At 59.0% G+C, this 18,069-nt stretch carries 17 protein-coding genes; 7 read left to right on the top strand and 10 right to left on the bottom strand.

Annotated features, from left to right (window positions below):
* Positions 1–51: 51 nt before the first annotated feature.
* Positions 52–786 (top strand): murein L,D-transpeptidase catalytic domain family protein, encoded by a 735-nt coding sequence (locus tag BM194_RS05255; protein ID WP_092844455.1) that lies wholly within the window; start codon positions 52–54, stop codon positions 784–786.
* Between the two features lie 4 nt (positions 787–790).
* On the opposite strand, the gene BM194_RS05250 is transcribed toward BM194_RS05255, so the two are convergent.
* From BM194_RS05250 to BM194_RS05240, 3 genes are all read right to left on the bottom strand, one after another.
* Positions 791–1,105, bottom strand: a complete 315-nt coding sequence (locus BM194_RS05250; RefSeq protein WP_092844453.1) for a chaperone modulator CbpM — start codon at positions 1,103–1,105, stop codon at positions 791–793.
* Between the two features lie 4 nt (positions 1,106–1,109).
* Positions 1,110–2,048: a DnaJ C-terminal domain-containing protein gene (locus BM194_RS05245; RefSeq protein WP_092844452.1), complete on the bottom strand. Its 939-nt coding sequence runs from the start codon at positions 2,046–2,048 to the stop codon at positions 1,110–1,112.
* A 143-nt stretch (positions 2,049–2,191) separates the two neighbouring features.
* The gene (locus BM194_RS05240) at positions 2,192–2,746 is read right to left on the bottom strand and encodes a nicotinamidase (RefSeq protein WP_244890885.1); all 555 of its coding nucleotides are present in this window, start codon (positions 2,744–2,746) and stop codon (positions 2,192–2,194) included.
* Positions 2,747–2,980: 234 nt separating this feature from the next.
* On the opposite strand from BM194_RS05240, the gene BM194_RS05235 reads away from it, so the two are divergent.
* Genes BM194_RS05235 through BM194_RS05225 form a run of 3 tightly spaced genes read left to right on the top strand, consistent with a single transcriptional unit; the run spans position 2,981 to position 5,344 of the window.
* On the top strand, positions 2,981–4,303 hold the full coding sequence (locus tag BM194_RS05235; protein ID WP_092844448.1) for an erythromycin esterase family protein: 1,323 nt from the start codon (positions 2,981–2,983) through the stop codon (positions 4,301–4,303).
* A gap of 51 nt (positions 4,304–4,354) precedes the next feature.
* Positions 4,355–4,828: a baeRF12 domain-containing protein gene (locus BM194_RS05230; protein ID WP_092844446.1), complete on the top strand. Its 474-nt coding sequence runs from the start codon at positions 4,355–4,357 to the stop codon at positions 4,826–4,828.
* A 51-nt stretch (positions 4,829–4,879) separates the two neighbouring features.
* On the top strand, positions 4,880–5,344 hold the full coding sequence (locus tag BM194_RS05225; RefSeq protein ID WP_092844444.1) for a copper chaperone PCu(A)C: 465 nt from the start codon (positions 4,880–4,882) through the stop codon (positions 5,342–5,344).
* Between the two features lie 27 nt (positions 5,345–5,371).
* On the opposite strand, the gene glgP is transcribed toward BM194_RS05225, so the two are convergent.
* From glgP to BM194_RS05190, 7 genes are all read right to left on the bottom strand, one after another.
* Positions 5,372–7,930, bottom strand: a complete 2,559-nt coding sequence (gene glgP, locus BM194_RS05220; RefSeq protein ID WP_092844442.1) for an alpha-glucan family phosphorylase — start codon at positions 7,928–7,930, stop codon at positions 5,372–5,374.
* 118 nt (positions 7,931–8,048) lie between these two features.
* Positions 8,049–9,419 (bottom strand): ATP-binding protein, encoded by a 1,371-nt coding sequence (locus tag BM194_RS05215; RefSeq protein WP_092844440.1) that lies wholly within the window; start codon positions 9,417–9,419, stop codon positions 8,049–8,051.
* A complete protein-coding gene (locus tag BM194_RS05210; protein ID WP_092844438.1) occupies positions 9,416–10,096 on the bottom strand; it encodes a response regulator in 681 nt (226 codons plus the stop codon). Before BM194_RS05210 ends, BM194_RS05215 begins: the two co-directional genes overlap by 4 nt.
* A gap of 7 nt (positions 10,097–10,103) precedes the next feature.
* Positions 10,104–10,757: a tetratricopeptide repeat protein gene (locus BM194_RS05205; RefSeq protein WP_218155367.1), complete on the bottom strand. Its 654-nt coding sequence runs from the start codon at positions 10,755–10,757 to the stop codon at positions 10,104–10,106.
* Positions 10,754–11,581, bottom strand: coding sequence for an SDR family oxidoreductase (locus tag BM194_RS05200; RefSeq protein ID WP_092844436.1), 828 nt, complete (start codon positions 11,579–11,581; stop codon positions 10,754–10,756). Before BM194_RS05200 ends, BM194_RS05205 begins: the two co-directional genes overlap by 4 nt.
* Positions 11,568–13,715 carry an AMP-binding protein gene (locus BM194_RS21060; RefSeq protein ID WP_092844434.1) on the bottom strand — a complete coding sequence of 716 codons (2,148 nt, stop codon included), beginning with the start codon at positions 13,713–13,715 and terminating at the stop codon, positions 11,568–11,570. The genes BM194_RS05200 and BM194_RS21060 overlap by 14 nt, the downstream gene beginning before the upstream one ends.
* Positions 13,699–14,337: a thermostable hemolysin gene (locus tag BM194_RS05190; RefSeq protein ID WP_092844432.1), complete on the bottom strand. Its 639-nt coding sequence runs from the start codon at positions 14,335–14,337 to the stop codon at positions 13,699–13,701. The genes BM194_RS21060 and BM194_RS05190 overlap by 17 nt, the downstream gene beginning before the upstream one ends.
* Before the next feature lie 264 nt (positions 14,338–14,601).
* On the opposite strand from BM194_RS05190, the gene BM194_RS05185 reads away from it, so the two are divergent.
* The 3 genes from BM194_RS05185 to BM194_RS05175 all read left to right on the top strand — a co-directional run bounded on the left by BM194_RS05185 (position 14,602) and on the right by BM194_RS05175 (position 17,434).
* Complete coding sequence (locus tag BM194_RS05185; protein WP_092844429.1) at positions 14,602–14,874, top strand: PepSY domain-containing protein; 273 nt, start codon at positions 14,602–14,604, stop codon at positions 14,872–14,874.
* Between the two features lie 3 nt (positions 14,875–14,877).
* Positions 14,878–15,429 carry a cytochrome b/b6 domain-containing protein gene (locus BM194_RS05180; protein ID WP_092844427.1) on the top strand — a complete coding sequence of 184 codons (552 nt, stop codon included), beginning with the start codon at positions 14,878–14,880 and terminating at the stop codon, positions 15,427–15,429.
* Positions 15,430–15,538: 109 nt separating this feature from the next.
* Positions 15,539–17,434, top strand: a complete 1,896-nt coding sequence (locus BM194_RS05175) for a heavy metal translocating P-type ATPase (protein ID WP_092844949.1) — start codon at positions 15,539–15,541, stop codon at positions 17,432–17,434.
* Positions 17,435–18,069: the final 635 nt, after the last annotated feature.

Here is an 18,069-nt window from a genome sequence, read left to right as displayed (position 1 = left end):
TACTATCCCGGTGACTATCCTGTGTCATATGCTCAGACAGGTACCGTTTTCATGTTACGTCGCCCGTTGCCTAGCCTATTGTTCGCCTTGCTGGTCCTTGTCCTGCCATTGCTGGGGCAGCAAGCACGAGCCGGGGAGTTCCTTGCCCAAGCAAGCACTGTCCCGACACACTCGCCGCAAACGCAGTCACTGGCCCACATGTTGTCTGCGCTGGCTCCCCAGGCGGATCGTCGGGTTTTGCGCCTGGCAGCACGCGCCGTCTCGTGTGCCGGGAAGGATGCCGACCGGCTGGCCGTCATCGATTACTCATTACCGTCCACCCAGCCCCGGCTCTGGGTCTTCGATCTCGTGAAACGTACGCTGACGTTCAAGGAACTCGTCGCGCATGGCCGGGGCTCCGGCAATGCCCGTGCAACGGCATTCTCCAACGTACCCGATAGTTGGCAGTCAAGCCTGGGACTGTTCCGGACCCTGAACAGCTACCAGGGCAGTAACGGTTACTCATTGCGTCTGGAAGGCCTGGAGCCGGGCGTCAACGACAACGCCTTCGAGCGGGCGATCGTCATTCACGGCGCCGATTACGTCGACAAGGCCTTCATTGCGCAAACCGGGCGGTTGGGGCGCAGTCACGGGTGCCCGGCGGTGCGTGAGAATATCGCCTCGCCACTGATCGACAGCCTCAAGGACGGGCAATATCTCTTCGTCTATTACCCGGATGACGAGTGGCTGAAAACATCCTCCTTTCTGCATTGCGATAGCTCGGCCCCACAACTGGCTAGCCAGTAACGGCTTAATTGGTGTCGATTCCGGCGGCCCTGAGCCGTTTTCTCAGGTGATCCACTTCTTCGAACAGGTCCGCGACAAGAGCGGCCAATTCCGGCTCGGCGTCGAAGTCGTATTCCATCTGGCGCAGGCGTCGTGCGCGGGTCAGGTCGCGACTGGTGAAACGCCATTGCGAGACATAGTGCGAGCCGTCGCCGAGCATGCCGCTCTCGACCCTTTCCACTACCCATTGTCGCTCGACGGCACAGGCACGAGCGAACTCCTCAAGTGTCAGGCTGGCCTCGTCGAGTACGATGCCGTTGACTGCGTTGTTTTCAGCCATGCTCCTACCTCGTCTGACGTGGATTGAATGGCATGTCACGCGCCATGGCCTCATAAAGCTGACGCGCCTTGTCGGTATTGGCCGGTGGAAGTACCACTTCCAGCACGAAGTACAAATCGCCGGGCTCAGCGCCGGGAATGCCGCGTCCCTTCAGGCGCAGCTTGCGGCCGCCCTGCGAGCCCTTGGGAATCTTCAAATGCACCTGTCCCGAGGGCGTGGGCACGTCGATGGCGGCGCCAAGAGCCGCCTCCCAGGGGGCGACCCGCAAGGTCGCAAAGACATCCTTGCCCTCCACGCGATAATCCGGACTCGGCGTAAAATGCACTTCCAGGTAGAGATCCCCGGGCTCACCTCCGCCGATCCCGGGGTGCCCCTGGCCCGCCAGACGAATGTGCTGCCCCTCCTTGATACCCTTGGGTATGCGTACCTTGAGGTTGTGCTCCTGCAACGAGACATACCCCTGCGCATCGGTCTGCGGGACATGCAGCGTCACGCTGCGCGTCGCGCCGTGAAAGGCATCGCTCAGGTCGACGAAGATCCGGGCGTGGCGGTCGCCGCCGCGCATCTGGTAGGCGTGATGGGCACGCGAACGAGTTCGCCCGCCGTGACCGAACAGATTGGCAAAGAAATCGCTGAACTCGCCCAGATCGAACTCCTCGAAACCGCCGCCCGAGTACTCGAAGCCGGCATCCCAATCCGGCGGTGGCCGGAAGTCCTGTCCGGCATGGTAGCGCTCGCCAAGCTGGTCATAGGCCGCCCGTTTCTCGGGGTCGGTAAGCACCGTCTTGGCCTCGTTGATTTCCTGCATGCGTAGAGCCGCGTCGGGCTCCTTGCTGATATCCGGGTGATACTTGCGCGCCAGCTTGCGATAGGCCTTCTTGATGTCGGGTATGCTCGCAGCCTTGTCGACGCCCAATATCTGGTAATAGTCCTTGAACTCCACGGAATCGCTCCATTCCTCATGACCTAAGGAAGCTATTTCCGTTTTACTCCGGCTTTCCGTAGACACGCTTGACGAACGTCAACAATCCCGGACTTATCGGCATCGGTATGCGTTGCGTGTGCTGAATGCGTCGATGGGCGTGTTCATGCTGCGATCTCGCATCCGGTCCGGTGCAATTCCTGTTCACAGGCCTCACGCTTCGAGGGGGTTACCGGCGCCGTGAGCCGGCTCAGCAAGCGGGTCTGAAATCCTGCCTTGAGTGAATCCAGCACGGTTGCCCTGACGCAGACGTCCAGGGCAAGGCCGCAGACGATGACACGAACGATGCCGTGCTTACGGAGATACATGGCCAGGCCCGTACCCTCGAAAGCGGAGTAAGCGTCGCGGTCGAAAGCGCCCCCCTTGCTGACGATGATGGTGCCTTCGGGCAGCTGCAGGCGCGGATGAAAGGCAGCGCCCGGGGTGTCCTGAATGCAGTGCTCAGGCCACGGCCCGCCCTGACTGGAGAAACTGCAATGCCCGACAGGGTGCCAGTCCCGGGTAGCAATGATGAGGGCGCCGGCCGCCTGGGCGTCATTCGCCTCGGCATTGATACCTGCAACTAGCGCCGCGCCGCCATGGACGGGCAAGGTCCCGCCTTCGCAGAAGTCGCGTTGCATATCGACGATCAACAAGGCATCACCGACCTGATACGCCATGATTGGCTCCATTTGCTATCGAGCAACGGGGTACAGGATGACTACACATTGTAGCCAGGCTATTGGCAACAGTGCATGGCAGTTCACATTTCGAAATGGCTCGCCTGGCTAACCCTTTGAATAAGTAGGCTTAAATTAACCAAGCTTGCTTAGCGACAAGCTTTTGATGACTAGTTCCTCACGCCTTCTTCTTGTCTTCTAGACTCTGGTTGAGCTTGGCGAGAGGTCGCAGCCATGGTTACTCCACTCACGTGTGTTCGTCAGCTTGCCACCCGGCTCAACGAACGCTCCAGCGATTACGATGCGTTGCTTGAACAAGTCGGGGAACGCGATTTCGTGTTACTCGGCGAGGCGTCGCATGGCACGGCCGAGTTCTATCTCATGCGCGCGGAGATTACCCAGCGCCTGATCGAGGAAAAGGGTTTCGAAGCGGTTCTGGTCGAAGCCGATTGGCCCGATGCACTGCGTCTCAACCGCTACGTGAGGGGCATCAGCCAGGATTCCTTGATGGAAGCCTTTGGCGATTTTCAGCGTTTTCCCCAGTGGATGTGGCGCAACGAGGATGTTCGCGACTTCATTGCTGACCTGCATGAGCATAACGCCGATAAGCCGTTGGCGGAGCAGGTTGGTTTCTATGGTCTCGACCTCTATAGCCTGCATCGTTCTGCTGAGGCCGTGATTGCCTATTTATCGCGGATCAATCCCGAGCAGGCCGAACTGGCGCGACATGGTTACGCCTGTCTCGACCATCATGGCGACCCTTTCCAGTATGGCCGTAATGTCGCCTTTGGGCTGAGCCATTCCTGTGAAGAAGCCTCGGTGCAGCTATTGTGCGAGTTGATCAACAAGGCTGGGGATTACCTCGCTCATGACGGGCGGCTGGCCTCGGATGAACAATTCTTTGCCGAGCAGAACGCGCGTGTCGTGGTCAATGCCGAAGAGTATTACCGCGCCATGTTCCAGGCGCGAGTCGATACCTGGAACCTGCGCGACAAACATATGACTGATACCTTGACCGAACTGCATTACTACCTTCGCAGCCAGGGCGGGCGAGGGCGAGTCGTTGTCTGGGCGCACAATTCCCACCTTGGCGACGCGCGTGGAACGGAAATGGGGTGGGGGCGACGCCAGCATAATATTGGCCAGCTGGCTCGGCAGCGCTTCGGTCGCCGTCGTGTATTGCTGGTCGGCTTCACCACGCATACGGGCTATGTCTCGGCAGCCCGAGACTGGGATGCCCCGGTCGAACACCGCTGGGTCCGGCCTTCACACGAAGACAGTTACGAACGTCTATTTTACCGCAGCGGACTGGATCGTTTCTATCTGCCGCTTGAGGGTATGTATGCCGACCCTTTGCGTGCCAGGTTGCTGGAACGGGCCATTGGGGTGATCTATCGCCCCGAGACAGAGCGGGGCAGTCATTATTTTCGCGCCTCCTTGCCTCAGCAGTTCGATGCACTTTTCCATCTGGATGAAACGACTGCCGTGGAGCCGTTCGACAAACGTGAGCCCTGGCAGCGAGAAGACATTCCAGAAACCTATCCGTTTGGCACCTGACATACGCGGATCACTCATTGTCGACTGGCCGCGTCGATACGAGGTTAAAATATGAAAACTACTGGAATCATGGTTGCGGACCAGACCTTGGCTCGTCTGTTCACCATTCGCCATCCGAAAGATCCACTCGAGGAAATTGCGGATCTGAACAATGCAAAGGGGCGTTTGCATGACCGTGACATCGACTCCGATCGCCCCGGACGGGCCTTCGATACCATGGGTATGGCCCGGCATGCCATGAGTAAGCAGCATTCCGCGACGACACAGCAGGAAATTCGCTTTGCCGGCCTGGTCGGTGACGTGCTGGCTGACCATCTGCATCGGGGCGATTTCCAACGCCTCGTGCTGTGCGCGCCGCCCAAACTGCTCGGCTTTCTCCGCGAGGCCTTGTCCGAGCCGGTGGCTGAATGCGTATTCATGGAACTGGGCAAGGATTTCATTCATTTGAAAGATCAGGACCTTCGAGACCACTTGGCGAAAGAACTGCCTACCATCATCCAGCCCGGGAGGTCGCCAGCCGCATAAGCGTCAGTGTCAGTGGGTTGGGTAGCACGGGCTGAGAGAAGAAGACATATCATGGCAAGACAAAGCACTCGGCGAGTCTCATATCGACAGGTGTGGTCGGTTCTCGTGTTCACGTTAATGGCAGGCGTCGCTCACGGCAACGACCTGGTAGTGACCAATGCCCGTTTGAGCCTGCTGCCAGGCGGTACGCCAGGTGCCGGGTATTTTCGCTTGCATAATGCCGGTGACAAGCCCGTGACACTGGTAGGTGCCGACAGCGATGCCTTCCAAAGCCTCGAGATGCACATGAGCATGCGCAACGACGGGATCGCCAGGATGAAACCGGTTTCCAAGCTTGGCATCGCGCCTGGCGAAACGCTCGAGTTCGCTCCCGGCGGCTATCACCTCATGTTCATGAAGCGTTCGCACTCGCTGGCGATGGGGGACGAGGTCGCAGTCGTTCTGAAGTTCGCTGGGGAAAGGCATCTTCCAGTCACTTTCGACGTGGTATCGCCCGCATCAATGTCGCCTATGTAAATACCTGAGTAGGGTGGTCAGTCAGTCTCATCTCTGCCAGACAATATGTTGAATCTCCAAGGGAATCGCTCTGTCATGAAAACAGGGAATGACTCGTGCCGTATAGTCGGATTCAGGACGACATGACGAACCTACCGCCTCGTAGATATAGCCATTGGCTGCGTTGGCCAATTGTCGAACACGCTCCATGGGTATGATCTCGGGCTCCCCACCTGCCGTTCCATTGGCATAGAGTTGGACCTGCACACTATCGGGCGAGATATCGCCCAGGTAGACCTCGACTTCAACGTGGCGTTGGCCGTCATGGCTGGCAACCGATGACGCACCGAAATGCACACCGGCCCAACGCCGTGCATCGAAGAGCTGCCGGCCGGGTCGCATTCGATGCAGGTAGGTTCCGCATTGGCAATCGGCCACTCGATGACGAAAGGCATCGGCGGCAGGTAGGTAGTACCGCTCCAGGTAGTCGTGTAGCGATCGGTTGGTGGAAAATTTCGGCGTCAATGTGGCCATGCTTTCCCGCATGCGGTTGACCCAGGCATAGGGAATACCCGATTCATCGCGATCGTAGAATGTCGGAACGATGTCCTGTTCGAGTCGTGTGTAGAGCTCCTTCGCTTCGGCAGCATCCCAGGCCGCAATGTCCGCGTGCTCGAGACCGTCACCTATCGACCAGCCGACGCCAGGAGAGTAGGCTTCCGCCCACCAGCCATCCAGGACCGACAGGTTCAGGCCGCCATTCACCAGCACTTTCATGCCACTGGTGCCACTCGCTTCCCAGGGCCGGCGTGGTGTGTTGAGCCAGACGTCGACGCCCTGGATCAGCTGTTCGGCCACCTGCATGTCATAGTCGCTCAGGAACACGACACGCCCCCGGGCTTCCGGGCGGTGAATGAAACGCAGCCAGGCCTGGACCATCGCCTGGCCGGTCATGTCAGCCGGATGAGCCTTGCCCGCAATGACGAGCTGTACCGGTCGTTGAGGATCGTTCAGTAACCTGAGCAGGCGCTCCGGATCATGCAAGAGCAGGTTGGGGCGCTTGTATTCGGCAAAGCGGCGGGCAAAACCCAAGGTCAATATACCGGGATCGAAGATGTGTCTTGCTGCTTCGATATCCTCCTGGGAAACGCCAGACGCCGCCAATTGACGAGACAGCCGTTCGCGAATGTAGTCGACCAGCTCGGTGCTTGCCGCTAATCGGAACTGCCAGAGTTGCGCGGTGGGGAGATGGCGGATTGGCTCGGCGACATCCGCCACTGTGCCAAGCCAGCGATCGTGTCCGCAGGCCTCGGTCCATAATTCATCGGCTGCTACCGAGTCCCAGCTTGGTACATGGACGCCGTTGGTGACATGGCCAATCGGAACCTCGTGGATAGGCCAGCGGGGAAAGAGCGGGGCGAACAAGTGACGGCTGACGCGCGCGTGCAAGCGACTCACGCCATTGACCGCACCGCTGCCACGGATCGCAAGGTAAGCGGTAGTCAACGGTTCATGCGCATCTTCAGGATTTTGCCGGCCCAGGGCCAGCAATGACTCCACGGATATGCCCAGCGTCTTCTCGGCATAGGTCGTCAGGTACTGTCGGATCAGGTTGGGTTCGAACCGATCGAAACCTGCCGCTACTGCGGTATGGGTCGTAAAGATATTACCCGCGCGGGTAATGTCCAGGGCAGCCTCGAAAGGCAAGGCGTGTGTGCGCATGAAATGTGCCGCCCGCTCAAGCACGGCGAATGCAGCGTGGCCTTCGTTCAGGTGGCAGACTTCCGGCTCGCTACCCAGCATCGTCAATAGGCGCCAGCCTCCGATACCGAGCACTAGCTCCTGCAACAGCCGCAACTCAGGTCCTCCACCGTACAAGTCACTGGTAATGCCGCGATGGGCGGGGATATTGGCGGCATCGTTGCTATCCAGCAGGTACAGCTTCACGCGACCGACCTGGGCCTCCCACGCACGTAGCCAGACTGCATGCGCCGGCAACTCGAGCTTGATCCGCAGCCATTCGCCGTCGGGGGATCGCAAGGGGACGATCGGCAACTGCCCTGGATCGTTATACGGAAAGAGCGCCTGTTGTCTCCCATGCAGGTCGAAGATCTGGCGAAAGTAGCCTTGCTGGTACAGCAGGCCCACGCCCACGACTGGCAGGCCCAGGTCACTGGCGGCTTTCAACTGATCGCCGGCGACGTTACCCAGGCCGCCGGAGTAGATCGGCAGGGCTTCGCTGAGCATGAACTCCATGCAGAAATAGGCGACCGTACCCAGCGAATCGCTAGCATAGGTAGTCTGGAACCAGGACGGTACTTCGTTGGCATGCCTTCGAGCCTGGAGAAGCGCTTCCATTTCCTGGCGAAAGTCAGGTGAAGCAAGCAGCCGCTCCAACGTTTGCCGGGAAACCGTCTGCAGCACGACCCACGGGTTATGGGTCAGTTCCCAGAGCTCCGGGTCCAACGTGCGCCAAAGTCGGTCGGTGGTGTGATTCCACGACGAGCGCAGATCCAGCGCAAGCTCGGCCAGGGCGTCGAAGCCTTCCACATCTGCGCAAATGTTGGCAGTGATCTTGGTAAAGCGTGAGATGGGCAAGGCCGCCATTCCCGTGTCGTTCCATGTGGGGCTCAGGAATATCTCAACGGATCATCAGGCTGCCGTTGGCTTCCCTGCATGTCAGCATAGCCACTAATCGGCTTCAGTTACCGGGTCAGCAGTGGCTTCAAGGCAAGGTGGCGACCACTCGCAGGCCGCCGGCGGGAGCATCCTCCAGGGCCAGCCAACCGCCGTGTCGTTCGAGTAATCTCTCGACGATGGAAAGCCCCAAACCCGCACCTGCACCAGGGCCAGCCCGGTAGAAACGCTCGGTGGCTCGCGCTCGCTCATCGGCGGGGATACCTGGCCCTTGATCATCGACGATCAGGCGAATGCCAGCGTCTTGCCGTTCGAGGGTGATGCGGATCGTGCTACCCTTCGGGGAATGCTGGAGGGCATTGCCAACCAGATTCTGTATCAAGGTATCGATTGCGCCTGGCTCCAGTGATAACTGCCAGTGTGTCTTTTCATCAGCCTCCAGCTGAAGCAATTGGCCCCGCTCCGAGGCCAGAGGCGACAGCTTGGCAAGGGCCTCGCGCACTTCATGCAGCACGTTGACGGCATGGCGGTATGGCAGCGCATCCGCCTCCGGGTCCAGGCGTGCCAACGTGAGCAGTTGAGAAACAAGGCGTGTCGCCCGCATCACGCCATCACGCAATTGGTCGAGCGCATCGCGTCGATCCTCGGCACTTTCCGTGGTCAAGGCATTCTGTGCATGCAGGTCGAGGACGGCGAGGGGCGTGCGCAATTCGTGGGCGGCATCGGCAATGAAGCGCTTTTCACGCACCCGGAGCTGGCGGATACGTTCCAGCAATCGGTTCAGGGCTTCTGCAATTGGCATGATCTCGCCGGGGAGTTGAGCCACTGCCAACGGTTGCAGGTTGTGTGGATCGCGTTTTCGAATGGCATTGGCGACCTGCGAGAGGGGCCTGAGCCCCCAGCCGATAGCCCACCACAGCAGCAGTGCCAGTACAGGTAATCCGAGCAGATCGGGTATCAGTGTGCGAAGCGCGATCAGCGTCACGAGTTCGCCCCGTACGTCCTCGCGTTCTCCCACGATCACCCGCTGTCCCTGCTGCGGGGTGTTCAGCGCATAGATCCGCCATTCGTGCCCTGCCACGCTGCTATAGGTATACCCTTCAAGGCGCTCGGTGAAAGGTTCCGTGGGGGCATTGCTCGAACGCAACAACAGTCGGTCGCCCTCCCAGAGCTGAAAGGCGAGTTTGCTTTCGTAGCGATGGCCGGCGATACGCTTGTCGGCAAGGTCGGCTCGCTGAAAGGTGTTGTTCAGGCTGGCCAGCAAGGCGTTGCGTTGCTCGTTGGCCAGGGGCGCATGAGTCAAGCCTTCCAACAGCCGAGCATTCTGGGCCAGGTTCGCATCGTAGAGTTCCTCGACTTCGTGGGCAGCATCGTGGTAGCTGGTCACGCCGATCACTGACATGCTGATTCCAAAGACCAGCAGCACCACCCCCAGGGTACGCCGGCGGATCGAGATCATCCGGCCTTCTCCCGAGGCTCCTTGTCCAGAACATAGCCAATGCCGCGCAGCGTTCTGATGAGTTCAGGGAAGAACTTGCGCCGCAGATGATGCACGTGCACTTCGATGGCGTTGCTTTCCACATCCTCTTCCCAGCCATAGATCAACTGCGCCAGGGTTTCACGAGTGAAGACCCGCCCCGGATGGCTAAGAAATTCGCCCAATAGCGTGAACTCGCGCCGTGACAGGATGATCGGCTTGCCCAGGTAGCTGACGCTGTGGGTCGCCGGATCGAGGCGAATGCCGCGACACTCCAGTATGCTGCTGGCCTGGCCCTGGCTGCGTCTCAGCAGGGCGCGCAGCCGGGCCTTGAGTTCAGTTACCTCGAAAGGCTTGACCAGATAATCGTCGGCACCGGCGTCCAGGCCGGCGATGCGATCTTCGAGGCCATCCCGGGCAGTGAGCACCAGCACGGGAACCCTGTTGCCGAGACGCCTGACGCTTTCCAGTATTCGCATGCCATCGAGCCCGGGGAGACCCAGATCGAGGATCACGGCATCGAAAGGCTCCTTTCCTTTCAGGGCGGCCAAGGCGAGCGCGCCGTCACTCAACCAGTCAATCGTGTAATGCTCGGGCTTCAGGGCGAGCCGAATACCTGATGCCAAACTATGATCATCTTCTACCAGCAATATACGCATGACTTGCCTATTCACTTTGCAGACGGCCAAGCAGGCGCCGAATCTCCTCGCGACGCCCGGCGTCGGCGAGTTCGCGTCCCTCTCGGGGCGGAGCCTGTAATGCTTTTTCCAAGGCTTGACGTGCTTGTGCATCGTGGCCTTGTTCATGGAGATAGTCTCCCCAGAAATACAGCGCATCAAGGCCATCAGGGTTGATGTTGAGTGCGCGCTTCAGGTACCTCTCTGCCTTGTCGTCGTCACCGAAGCCTAGCGGCCAGCCGGGAACCTGATAATACAATGCGCCGAGACTGGTATAGGCCGAGCCGTCCAGTGCTCTCGGGTCCAGCTTTAGCGAGGTCTCCAGATGGCGTCGGGCCTGCTTGACGAGCTTGAGCGCGCCCAGGCCGCCATGGACTCCAGCCTGTGTGGAGCGAACGATGCCTGCCCATACTTGCAATTCAGCAGCGTTGGGGTATCCGGCAATCAGCGTGTCCACTTCAGAGCCGAGGGCTGCCAGGGCTTTTTCCTGCTGCGCTTGGGGCATCTTGTAGTGAATTTCTGCCCAGCGGGCTTGTATAGAGGACAACGCCGAGGCGATATCCTGATCCATGGCCATTAGAGGCAGCGAAAACAGGCCGATAAGACTCAGGCACAGGGCCAAGGTGGCAAGTCTGCGTTTCATGATGCTTGCTCCGGCTCGTCGATAAATCGACGGATAACGGGTAACTGGCGAGCCAGCGCTCGATCTACCAAGCTCGGCACCAGCGCATTGACCAGGGAATAAAAGCGTTCGGGCAAACCCAGCTGGACTTCGCTGCGGCCGCGTTCGATGGCCCGGCGTACCTCACTGGCCACGTATTCCGGGCTGTCCATGGCGTTACCCAGTTCGCGGTTCATCCTTTCTATTTCGGGCGCATTCATGTCTGTGCAGGTCGCCCTGGGAGAGACATGAAGCACATGGACTCTAGTAGCAGACAATTCACGGCGTAGAGCTTGGCTAAATCCGCGTAACCCGAACTTGGAAGCGCAATAACAGGCCTGGCCAGGGTAGCCCAAGGTGCCAAAGGTCGAGCCAAGGTTGACGACCCAGCCGTGCTGGGCACCAAGCAGCTGCGGCAGTAGTTCTCGAGTCAGTTGTAGCGTCGAGGTGAGGTTAAGCGTCAGCAGGTGCTGGATTTCGTCGTCGCTCCAGGTCTCGAACAGGCCCATGCGATTCATCCCAGCCGCGTTGATCAGCATGTTGATACCGGCATCTCGACTCGCTTCAACCAGTTGCGCCCGTTCCTCCGCCCGGGTCAGATCGGCGGCCAGGCTTCTGACCTGATTCGGATAACGGTCGTTGAGACGCTGGAGTGCCTCGGTGCGTCGCCCCGTGATCAATAGCTGGGCACCGGCAGTCGCGAGTTCGTTCACCAGGGCTTGGCCAATACCGCCGCTGGCCCCGGTAATCAGGATACGTTGTGCGGCCCAACCTCCTACCGGTAGCTGTGCCTTAAACCAGGGCATTGGTAAGCTCCCTGACAGCACTGCCGCCGTTGCTGTTGGCTTCGATACCGCGGAACATGGCCCCATAAAGGCGATAAACCATCCGTGCCGTTTCAATCACCGCCTGGAGGTCGTCGTTTTCGAGTCGGTTCACCAATCCCTCGAAGAAAGCGATGTGACCGATATCCAGATCGCCGTGCGAGGTCAGGTAACGTACCGCATCGTTCGGTAATGCCAGGCTCGCTTGCATTTGCTCTGCGGCTTGGGTCGCCAGCGCCGTGCTGGTGCCTTCCAGCACCTGGACCATGCCGAAAAAGCCCACGGGGTTGCCGTGGTTGATGACGTCTCGTACATAGGAAACCATCAACTGGGTGGCAGGGTGCGGGTTGGACCGGGCGGCAGCCTCAGCATCACCACCAGCGGCACGTATGTCATCGAGAATCCACTGCTCGTGTCCGTGCTCTTCCTCGATGTATTCCACCAGCGCTGCACGTAACCAGTTGAGCCGGTCGGGCAGGTGCGCTCCGCAATCCATCATCAACGGCACCGTGAAACGGACATGATGGTAGGCCTGGGTCAGAAAGCCCAGGTACTCGGCAAGGCTCACTTTTCCGGCCTGGGCGCGGGTCAGCAAGGGAGCGCTCAGTAACCAGTTACGCTCTTCATGCGTGGCATCCTGAAGCATTTGATAAGCAGACATGGCAGTTACCTTCTCGGTGGGGATGTGGGGGGCCAGAAGCCATTCGCCGTAACCCGCCAATAGGGTGTCTCGGCGCAAGCGACCATTGGCCGTTAGCTGTTGGTTATGTGGCGTGAATGGGGCGCAGCGTCGCCAGGTGCCGATACGTGCGTAGTCGGGAAGGGTGCGGTTGACTGTAGCAATGGCGCAGGCCAGCTGGACGTCGGTTGTCTCGGGGGTCGCCGGGACGATCAGCGCGCGATTGCTCGGCAGGGCTTCGCCATGGACCAGTGCTTGGGCAATGTCCCGTTGGAGAAGCAACTCGCCCTCGACCCACTGGGGATCGACATTGCGTCCGAAGGCGGTAATGAACATCTCGCGTCGACGCCCATCGAGTACCAGGGAGTCGCCATGCCAATGGCCCAGGTCACCGCTGGGGTGCCAGTCGCTGGCAGCCGGCTCCCCGAGGTAGCCGAGCATGGTGGCGCCGTTGATCAAAACCTCGCCCGACGTGGTGATCCTGGCTTGCGCATGTGGCAGCAGGCGTCCGACGCCTTGGGCCTGTTCACCGGGTCGATTGAGACAGACCACCGAGGCGCATTCCGACAGCCCATAGCCCTGATATACCGGCCAGCCGCCCTCATGGGCCCGGGAGAGCAAGGACTCGCTGACGCGTGCGCCACCTACAGCGACGAATCGCAAGCTCTCCGGTGCTTGAGGACTGGCCTCGATCAAGGCCTGGAGCAACTGGGGCACGAGTATCAGGCTATTTGGACGGAAAGTGTCGATGGCTGTCAGTGCGATATCGGGGGAAAACGCGCTGGCGCCTTGCAAGCCGGTTGTCGCCAGGCTTGGCAGGCAGGCAGTGGCCCCCAGCCACAACGGCACGTAAATGCCTCCGATGTTTTCCAGTAGCGTGGCCAGCGGGAGCATCGCCAGATGACGCTCGATGCCCAGCGGTCCCACGATGTCGGACAGGCTGGCAGTCACCTGCAAGGGAGCTTTCGCATCGAGACAGACGCCCTTGGGCGTACCGCTGGTACCGGAAGTGAACGTGATTCGAGTCGTACCGGCATGCAGATAGGGTGGGGTTTCCACCGGGCGAATGGCGATCGCCGCGTCGTCGCTGGTGGCGAAACCAAGCGCGTCGCCGCCCGGGCCGATCCATGCGTCCAGGCCCGCCTGCGTCACTAGGTGTTGACGCTGGGCATGGCTGAAGAAGCCGGGAACAGGCACCGCAACCCTGCCATCCAGCAGCAGGGCCAGATCCCATAGCGCCCACTCCACGCCATTATCCAGCGCCAGAGCGACCCGTCGGGCATCGAGCCTGGCAAGACGATGGCGGCGTTCGACCAGTGTGTTTATCAGATCGCCATAACGAAGCTGTCGAGAACCGTCGTGAAGGGCGACGCGATGTGGGGTTTCGCGGGCATGTTGTGTCAGCCGTTCAATGAAAAGACTAGATGGGCTGGGCATCGAGGGGCTCCCGGACAGGGGTGGGTCTACCGGGCAGCAGGCCTCGGCTCGACAGTGCCTGATGAGCACGCTTCAAGTCACCGAGCATGACCCAGGGGTGGCGGTCATAATAACTGCCCCAGTCGACCCTCTCCGCCCCCAGCCGGGCAGGGTCGGCGGGCATCAAGCGCTCGAGTGTCAGCCCCAGCCGATGTATTCCATTGGCTACCTCAGGGGTCGCGGTGAATATCAGCCAGGCAACGCCTTCGTCGGCCATCTGTTCCACCAGATGTAGAAACATGTATCTCTGGAGTCCGGGGCGTTGACTAGCCAGATTGCCGATCTCGGCGATTTCCTGCCGGGCGGGTAGGTGCCCGATGCGAGTAGCGAGCAGGATTTCCACACTTTGATCCAGGTAACGTTCCTGAAACAGGCGTCCCGTATGCCCCACGCGCAACCCCAGTGCAGCGAGAGGACGCTCGCCCTGCCAGAGCCCGAACAGGCGCGGCAGGAAAGAGCGGATCGTGGCGCCGTGATCTTTCGCGAAACGTTCCTTTATCAATCGTTCCAGTTGCTGCCTCTTTGCTTCGTGGCGAGCCTCTAGCCATCGAACCTGGGAGAGGGGATAAACGAGATCCTGCATCGGCACATCTCCATGACGTTCGCTGACACTGTGGCTTGCCCAACTTAACGAAGGCTTATGTGTCAGGAGTGGCAGAGTTGCAGGTCGGTGAGAAAGCAGGATCTCATGGGTTCTGATCGATAGTGCTAGACGAGGACCTGAACGATCGAAAGCGGAGGGATAACGGGTTGTTTTGAACTAAGGCGACTCTTAAGACGATGTTCAGATTTCATGGCTAGGTTGAAGCCGTCACGGACCGTGACGCAACCATTCAGGAGAACAGCCATGAAAACCAGACTACTTATGCCAGCCGTACTGCTCACGTTGAGCTTGATCAGCATAGGGCAGGTTCTGGCCGAAGATCGGTGCCAGGTACCGAAAGACCAATGGCAGCCTCAGTCCGCGCTGGAAGCGAAGCTCGTCGAGCAAGGCTGGACAATCAAGCGCATCAAGGAGGATGACGGGTGTTATGAGGTTTATGCCACTGATGCCAAGGGGGAGCGCAAGGAAGTTTATTTCGATCCCAAGACGCAGGAGCCGGTCGGCGAGGATGAATGAGTCATGCAAACCAACGCGATGGCACCGGTCCGCATCTGGGACCCGGGAGTAAGGCTATTTCACTGGAGCCTGGTGACTGCATTCGTGACTGCATGGCTGACCGGAGAGGATAGCCGGATAGTGCATGAATGGGCAGGCTACGTCGTGGCGGCGCTGGTCGTATTCAGGTTGGTGTGGGGGCTGGTGGGGCCACGTTATGCAAGGTTCGGGCAATTCATTCGATCCCCGCGGGTGATTGCCCGGTACCTGTCGGATATGCTGAAAAGGCGTGAGCCACGTTATCTCGGTCATAATCCGGCAGGGGGAGCGATGATCGTGGTCTTGCTGGCTATGCTGGCAGGCACTGCCCTGACTGGTTGGATGTACACGACAGAAGCCTACTGGGGTGTCGAATGGGTCGAAGAGACTCATGAGTTTCTTGCCAATCTGCTCCTTTTGCTTGTGGGGCTACATATCGCTGGGGTGCTGGTGGCCAGTTGGGTACATCATGAAAACCTGATTCGCGCCATGTGGACGGGCAAGAAGCGGGGGCCAGACGCTGACGATGTCGCTTGAACTGACTCTGCGATAGATGCCCGGCTTCAAGGCCGGGCATATTATTAAATGACGGGAAAAGATGACCGGAAGCTCCAGATAGCGGTTTCGTTAGCGCTGCGAGATGACGATGAAGCAAATTCCCCCTTTGCTTGGCCGGCTTGTTAGTCACTGGGAAGCTTTGATTGCCCTGATGGCCTTGCTGGGCATCGTCATCCATCTGATATTGCGCTTCGGGCTTGAGTATCGGGTCGATCAGCCTGGCATCGGCGTGGTCGATGTGCCTCTGCTGCTGGCCCTGGCTGCTGGTGTTCCACTGTTATTCAACCTGATGAAGTCGCTGGCTCAGCTCGAGTTTGGCGCCGACTTGCTGGCGGGCTTGTCCATTCTTACCGCGCTGTTGCTGGATGAATATCTGGCAGGGGCGCTAATTGTATTGATGCTGTCGGGAGGGCACGCGCTTGAAGGGTGGGCGGTTCGCCGTGCCTCGTTCGCGCTCGAGGCGTTGGCGAATCGTATGCCCAGCGTGGTACATCGCTACCACAATGGACAACTTGAGGATGTCGCGCTTGATGACCTGGCCGTCGGTGACGTGATCTCGGTCTACCCGCATGAGACGTGCCCGGTCGATGGCATTGTGCTTGATGGCCAAAGCACCATGAATGAAGCCTATCTGACGGGAGAACCTTTCCTGTTGCCCAAGGCCGTCGGCGCCAACGTCATCTCGGGGGCCATCAATGGCGAAGGTAGGCTGACGGTCCAGGCAACGTCTCGTGCTGTCGATTCACGCTATGCCAAGATCATGCAGGTCATGCGCGAGTCGGAGCAGCGTCGGCCGCGGCTTCGCCGGCTCGGTGATCGTATTGGTGCCTTGTATACGCCGCTGGCGCTGGGCATTGCCTTGCTGGCCTGGGGGATAAGCGGCGATCCAGTGCGTTTTTTGAGCGTGCTTGTCGTGGCAACGCCTTGTCCGCTGCTGCTCGCCATCCCCGTGGCGGTGATTGGCTCGGTCTCGCTGGCCGCACGGCGCGGGATCGTTATTCGTAACCCTGGCGTACTCGAACAGATTGCTACCTGCCGTGTCGCGATCTTCGACAAGACCGGTACATTGACTTATGGGCATCCAACAGTCACGGACATCCTTGTGGCGCCCGGCATGCTGCGAGAAGACGTGCTGGCTTGGGTTGCCAGCCTTGAGCGCTACTCCCGGCACCCGCTTGCAGTCGCTATTCTGGCAGCGGCTCGAAAGGAAAGCCTGACGCTGAGCGATGCTGAAGAAGTCAGCGAACGCCCAGGCGAAGGGTTAAAGGGCAGGGTCGCGGGCAAGCGCCTCGTTATTACCGGGCGTAGCAAGCTCCAAGCTAGCCACCCCGAATTGCTCTCACACTTGCCAGCGCCGGCTGGTGGACTGGAGTGTGTCGTTCTGGTCGATGAGACTTATGCGGGCTTGTTCCGGCTGCATGACGAACCGCGACTGGAAGGACGTGACTTCGTTCATCATCTATCGCCCTTGCATGGTTTCGAGCGGGTGATGATCGTTTCGGGAGATCGCGAGAGCGAGGTTCGCTACCTAGCCGACAAGATCGGTATCCTTGAGGTCCACGCCGGTCAGAGCCCCGAGCAGAAACTCGCCCTCGTACGCAAGGCGACTCGGGAAGCGCCGACTCTGTTCATGGGCGATGGCACCAATGATGCGCCTGCGCTCACTGCAGCAACCGTCGGCGTTGCCTTTGGGCAGGGCAGCGAAGTCGCCTCGGAAGCTGCTGACGCCGTTGTGCTGGATAGCAGTCTGGCTCGCGTCGATGAATTGCTACATATCGGGCGACGCATGCGAGTAATAGCCCTGCAAAGCGCCCTCGGGGGTATGGGCCTGAGCCTGGCGGCAGTCGGTATTGCTGCCATGGGGCACTTGTCTCCCGTCCAAGGGGCGATTCTTCAGGAAGTCATCGATGTCATGGCGATACTCAATGCCTTACGAGCTGCACTCACACCTCATCCGCTTTCCGATCTAATAAACAAGCACTGATATGTGGTCGTCTTTAAAATGCGACAGCAAACTTTGGTTTGAATTTAATTATTCGAATTTGCTTAGATTGTGTGTGGCGACAGTTCGGCTTTTTTGTCACTTAAAGGAGACGATAAACATTATATTTTCATTGCCGTTTCTTGTAGGTGATTTTGTTTTGTAACTTTTTGCGCCAAGGGTTGAGATTAATTTAAGTTTGCACTAAAAGTAGGTGCAAGAGAGGCTTTGATTAACTAGTAGCAGCTGGGAAAACATGCTTTTTAGTTAGAAGTGTAGTTAATTAGTTAGATGCGTAGTTAACATTTGTTGAGTCAGGCGCGGATAAGCTCCGCTGTCATGACGAAAATGATTAGTTGTTGGTTTGTATGTTAGTTGTGCAAGGGGGGAGAGAATGATACAGGGTGTGTACAACAAGGCTGGTGGTGTTGAGCAGAGTCGGCGTCTTTTTGAGTGTCGACGCTGTCAAGGTATGGTCTACGCCTCGGTAGGGTTCCCCTTGCCTGCCTGCCCGCATTGCCAGCATAGCGAGTTTCAAATTCTGGCTGAGCCCGTCGTATCCACGGTGTTAGCAGTCAAATGGATGAAAGAATTAAGTTTCATCGGGTCACATTATACGAGCGCTAGTGATCACTAAG

The organism is Modicisalibacter xianhensis (assembly GCF_900113605.1).
Lineage (GTDB): Bacteria > Pseudomonadota > Gammaproteobacteria > Pseudomonadales > Halomonadaceae > Modicisalibacter > Modicisalibacter xianhensis.
The sequence above is the reverse complement of the archived record's forward strand: the minus strand, read 5'-3'. Positions and strand labels throughout refer to the sequence as shown.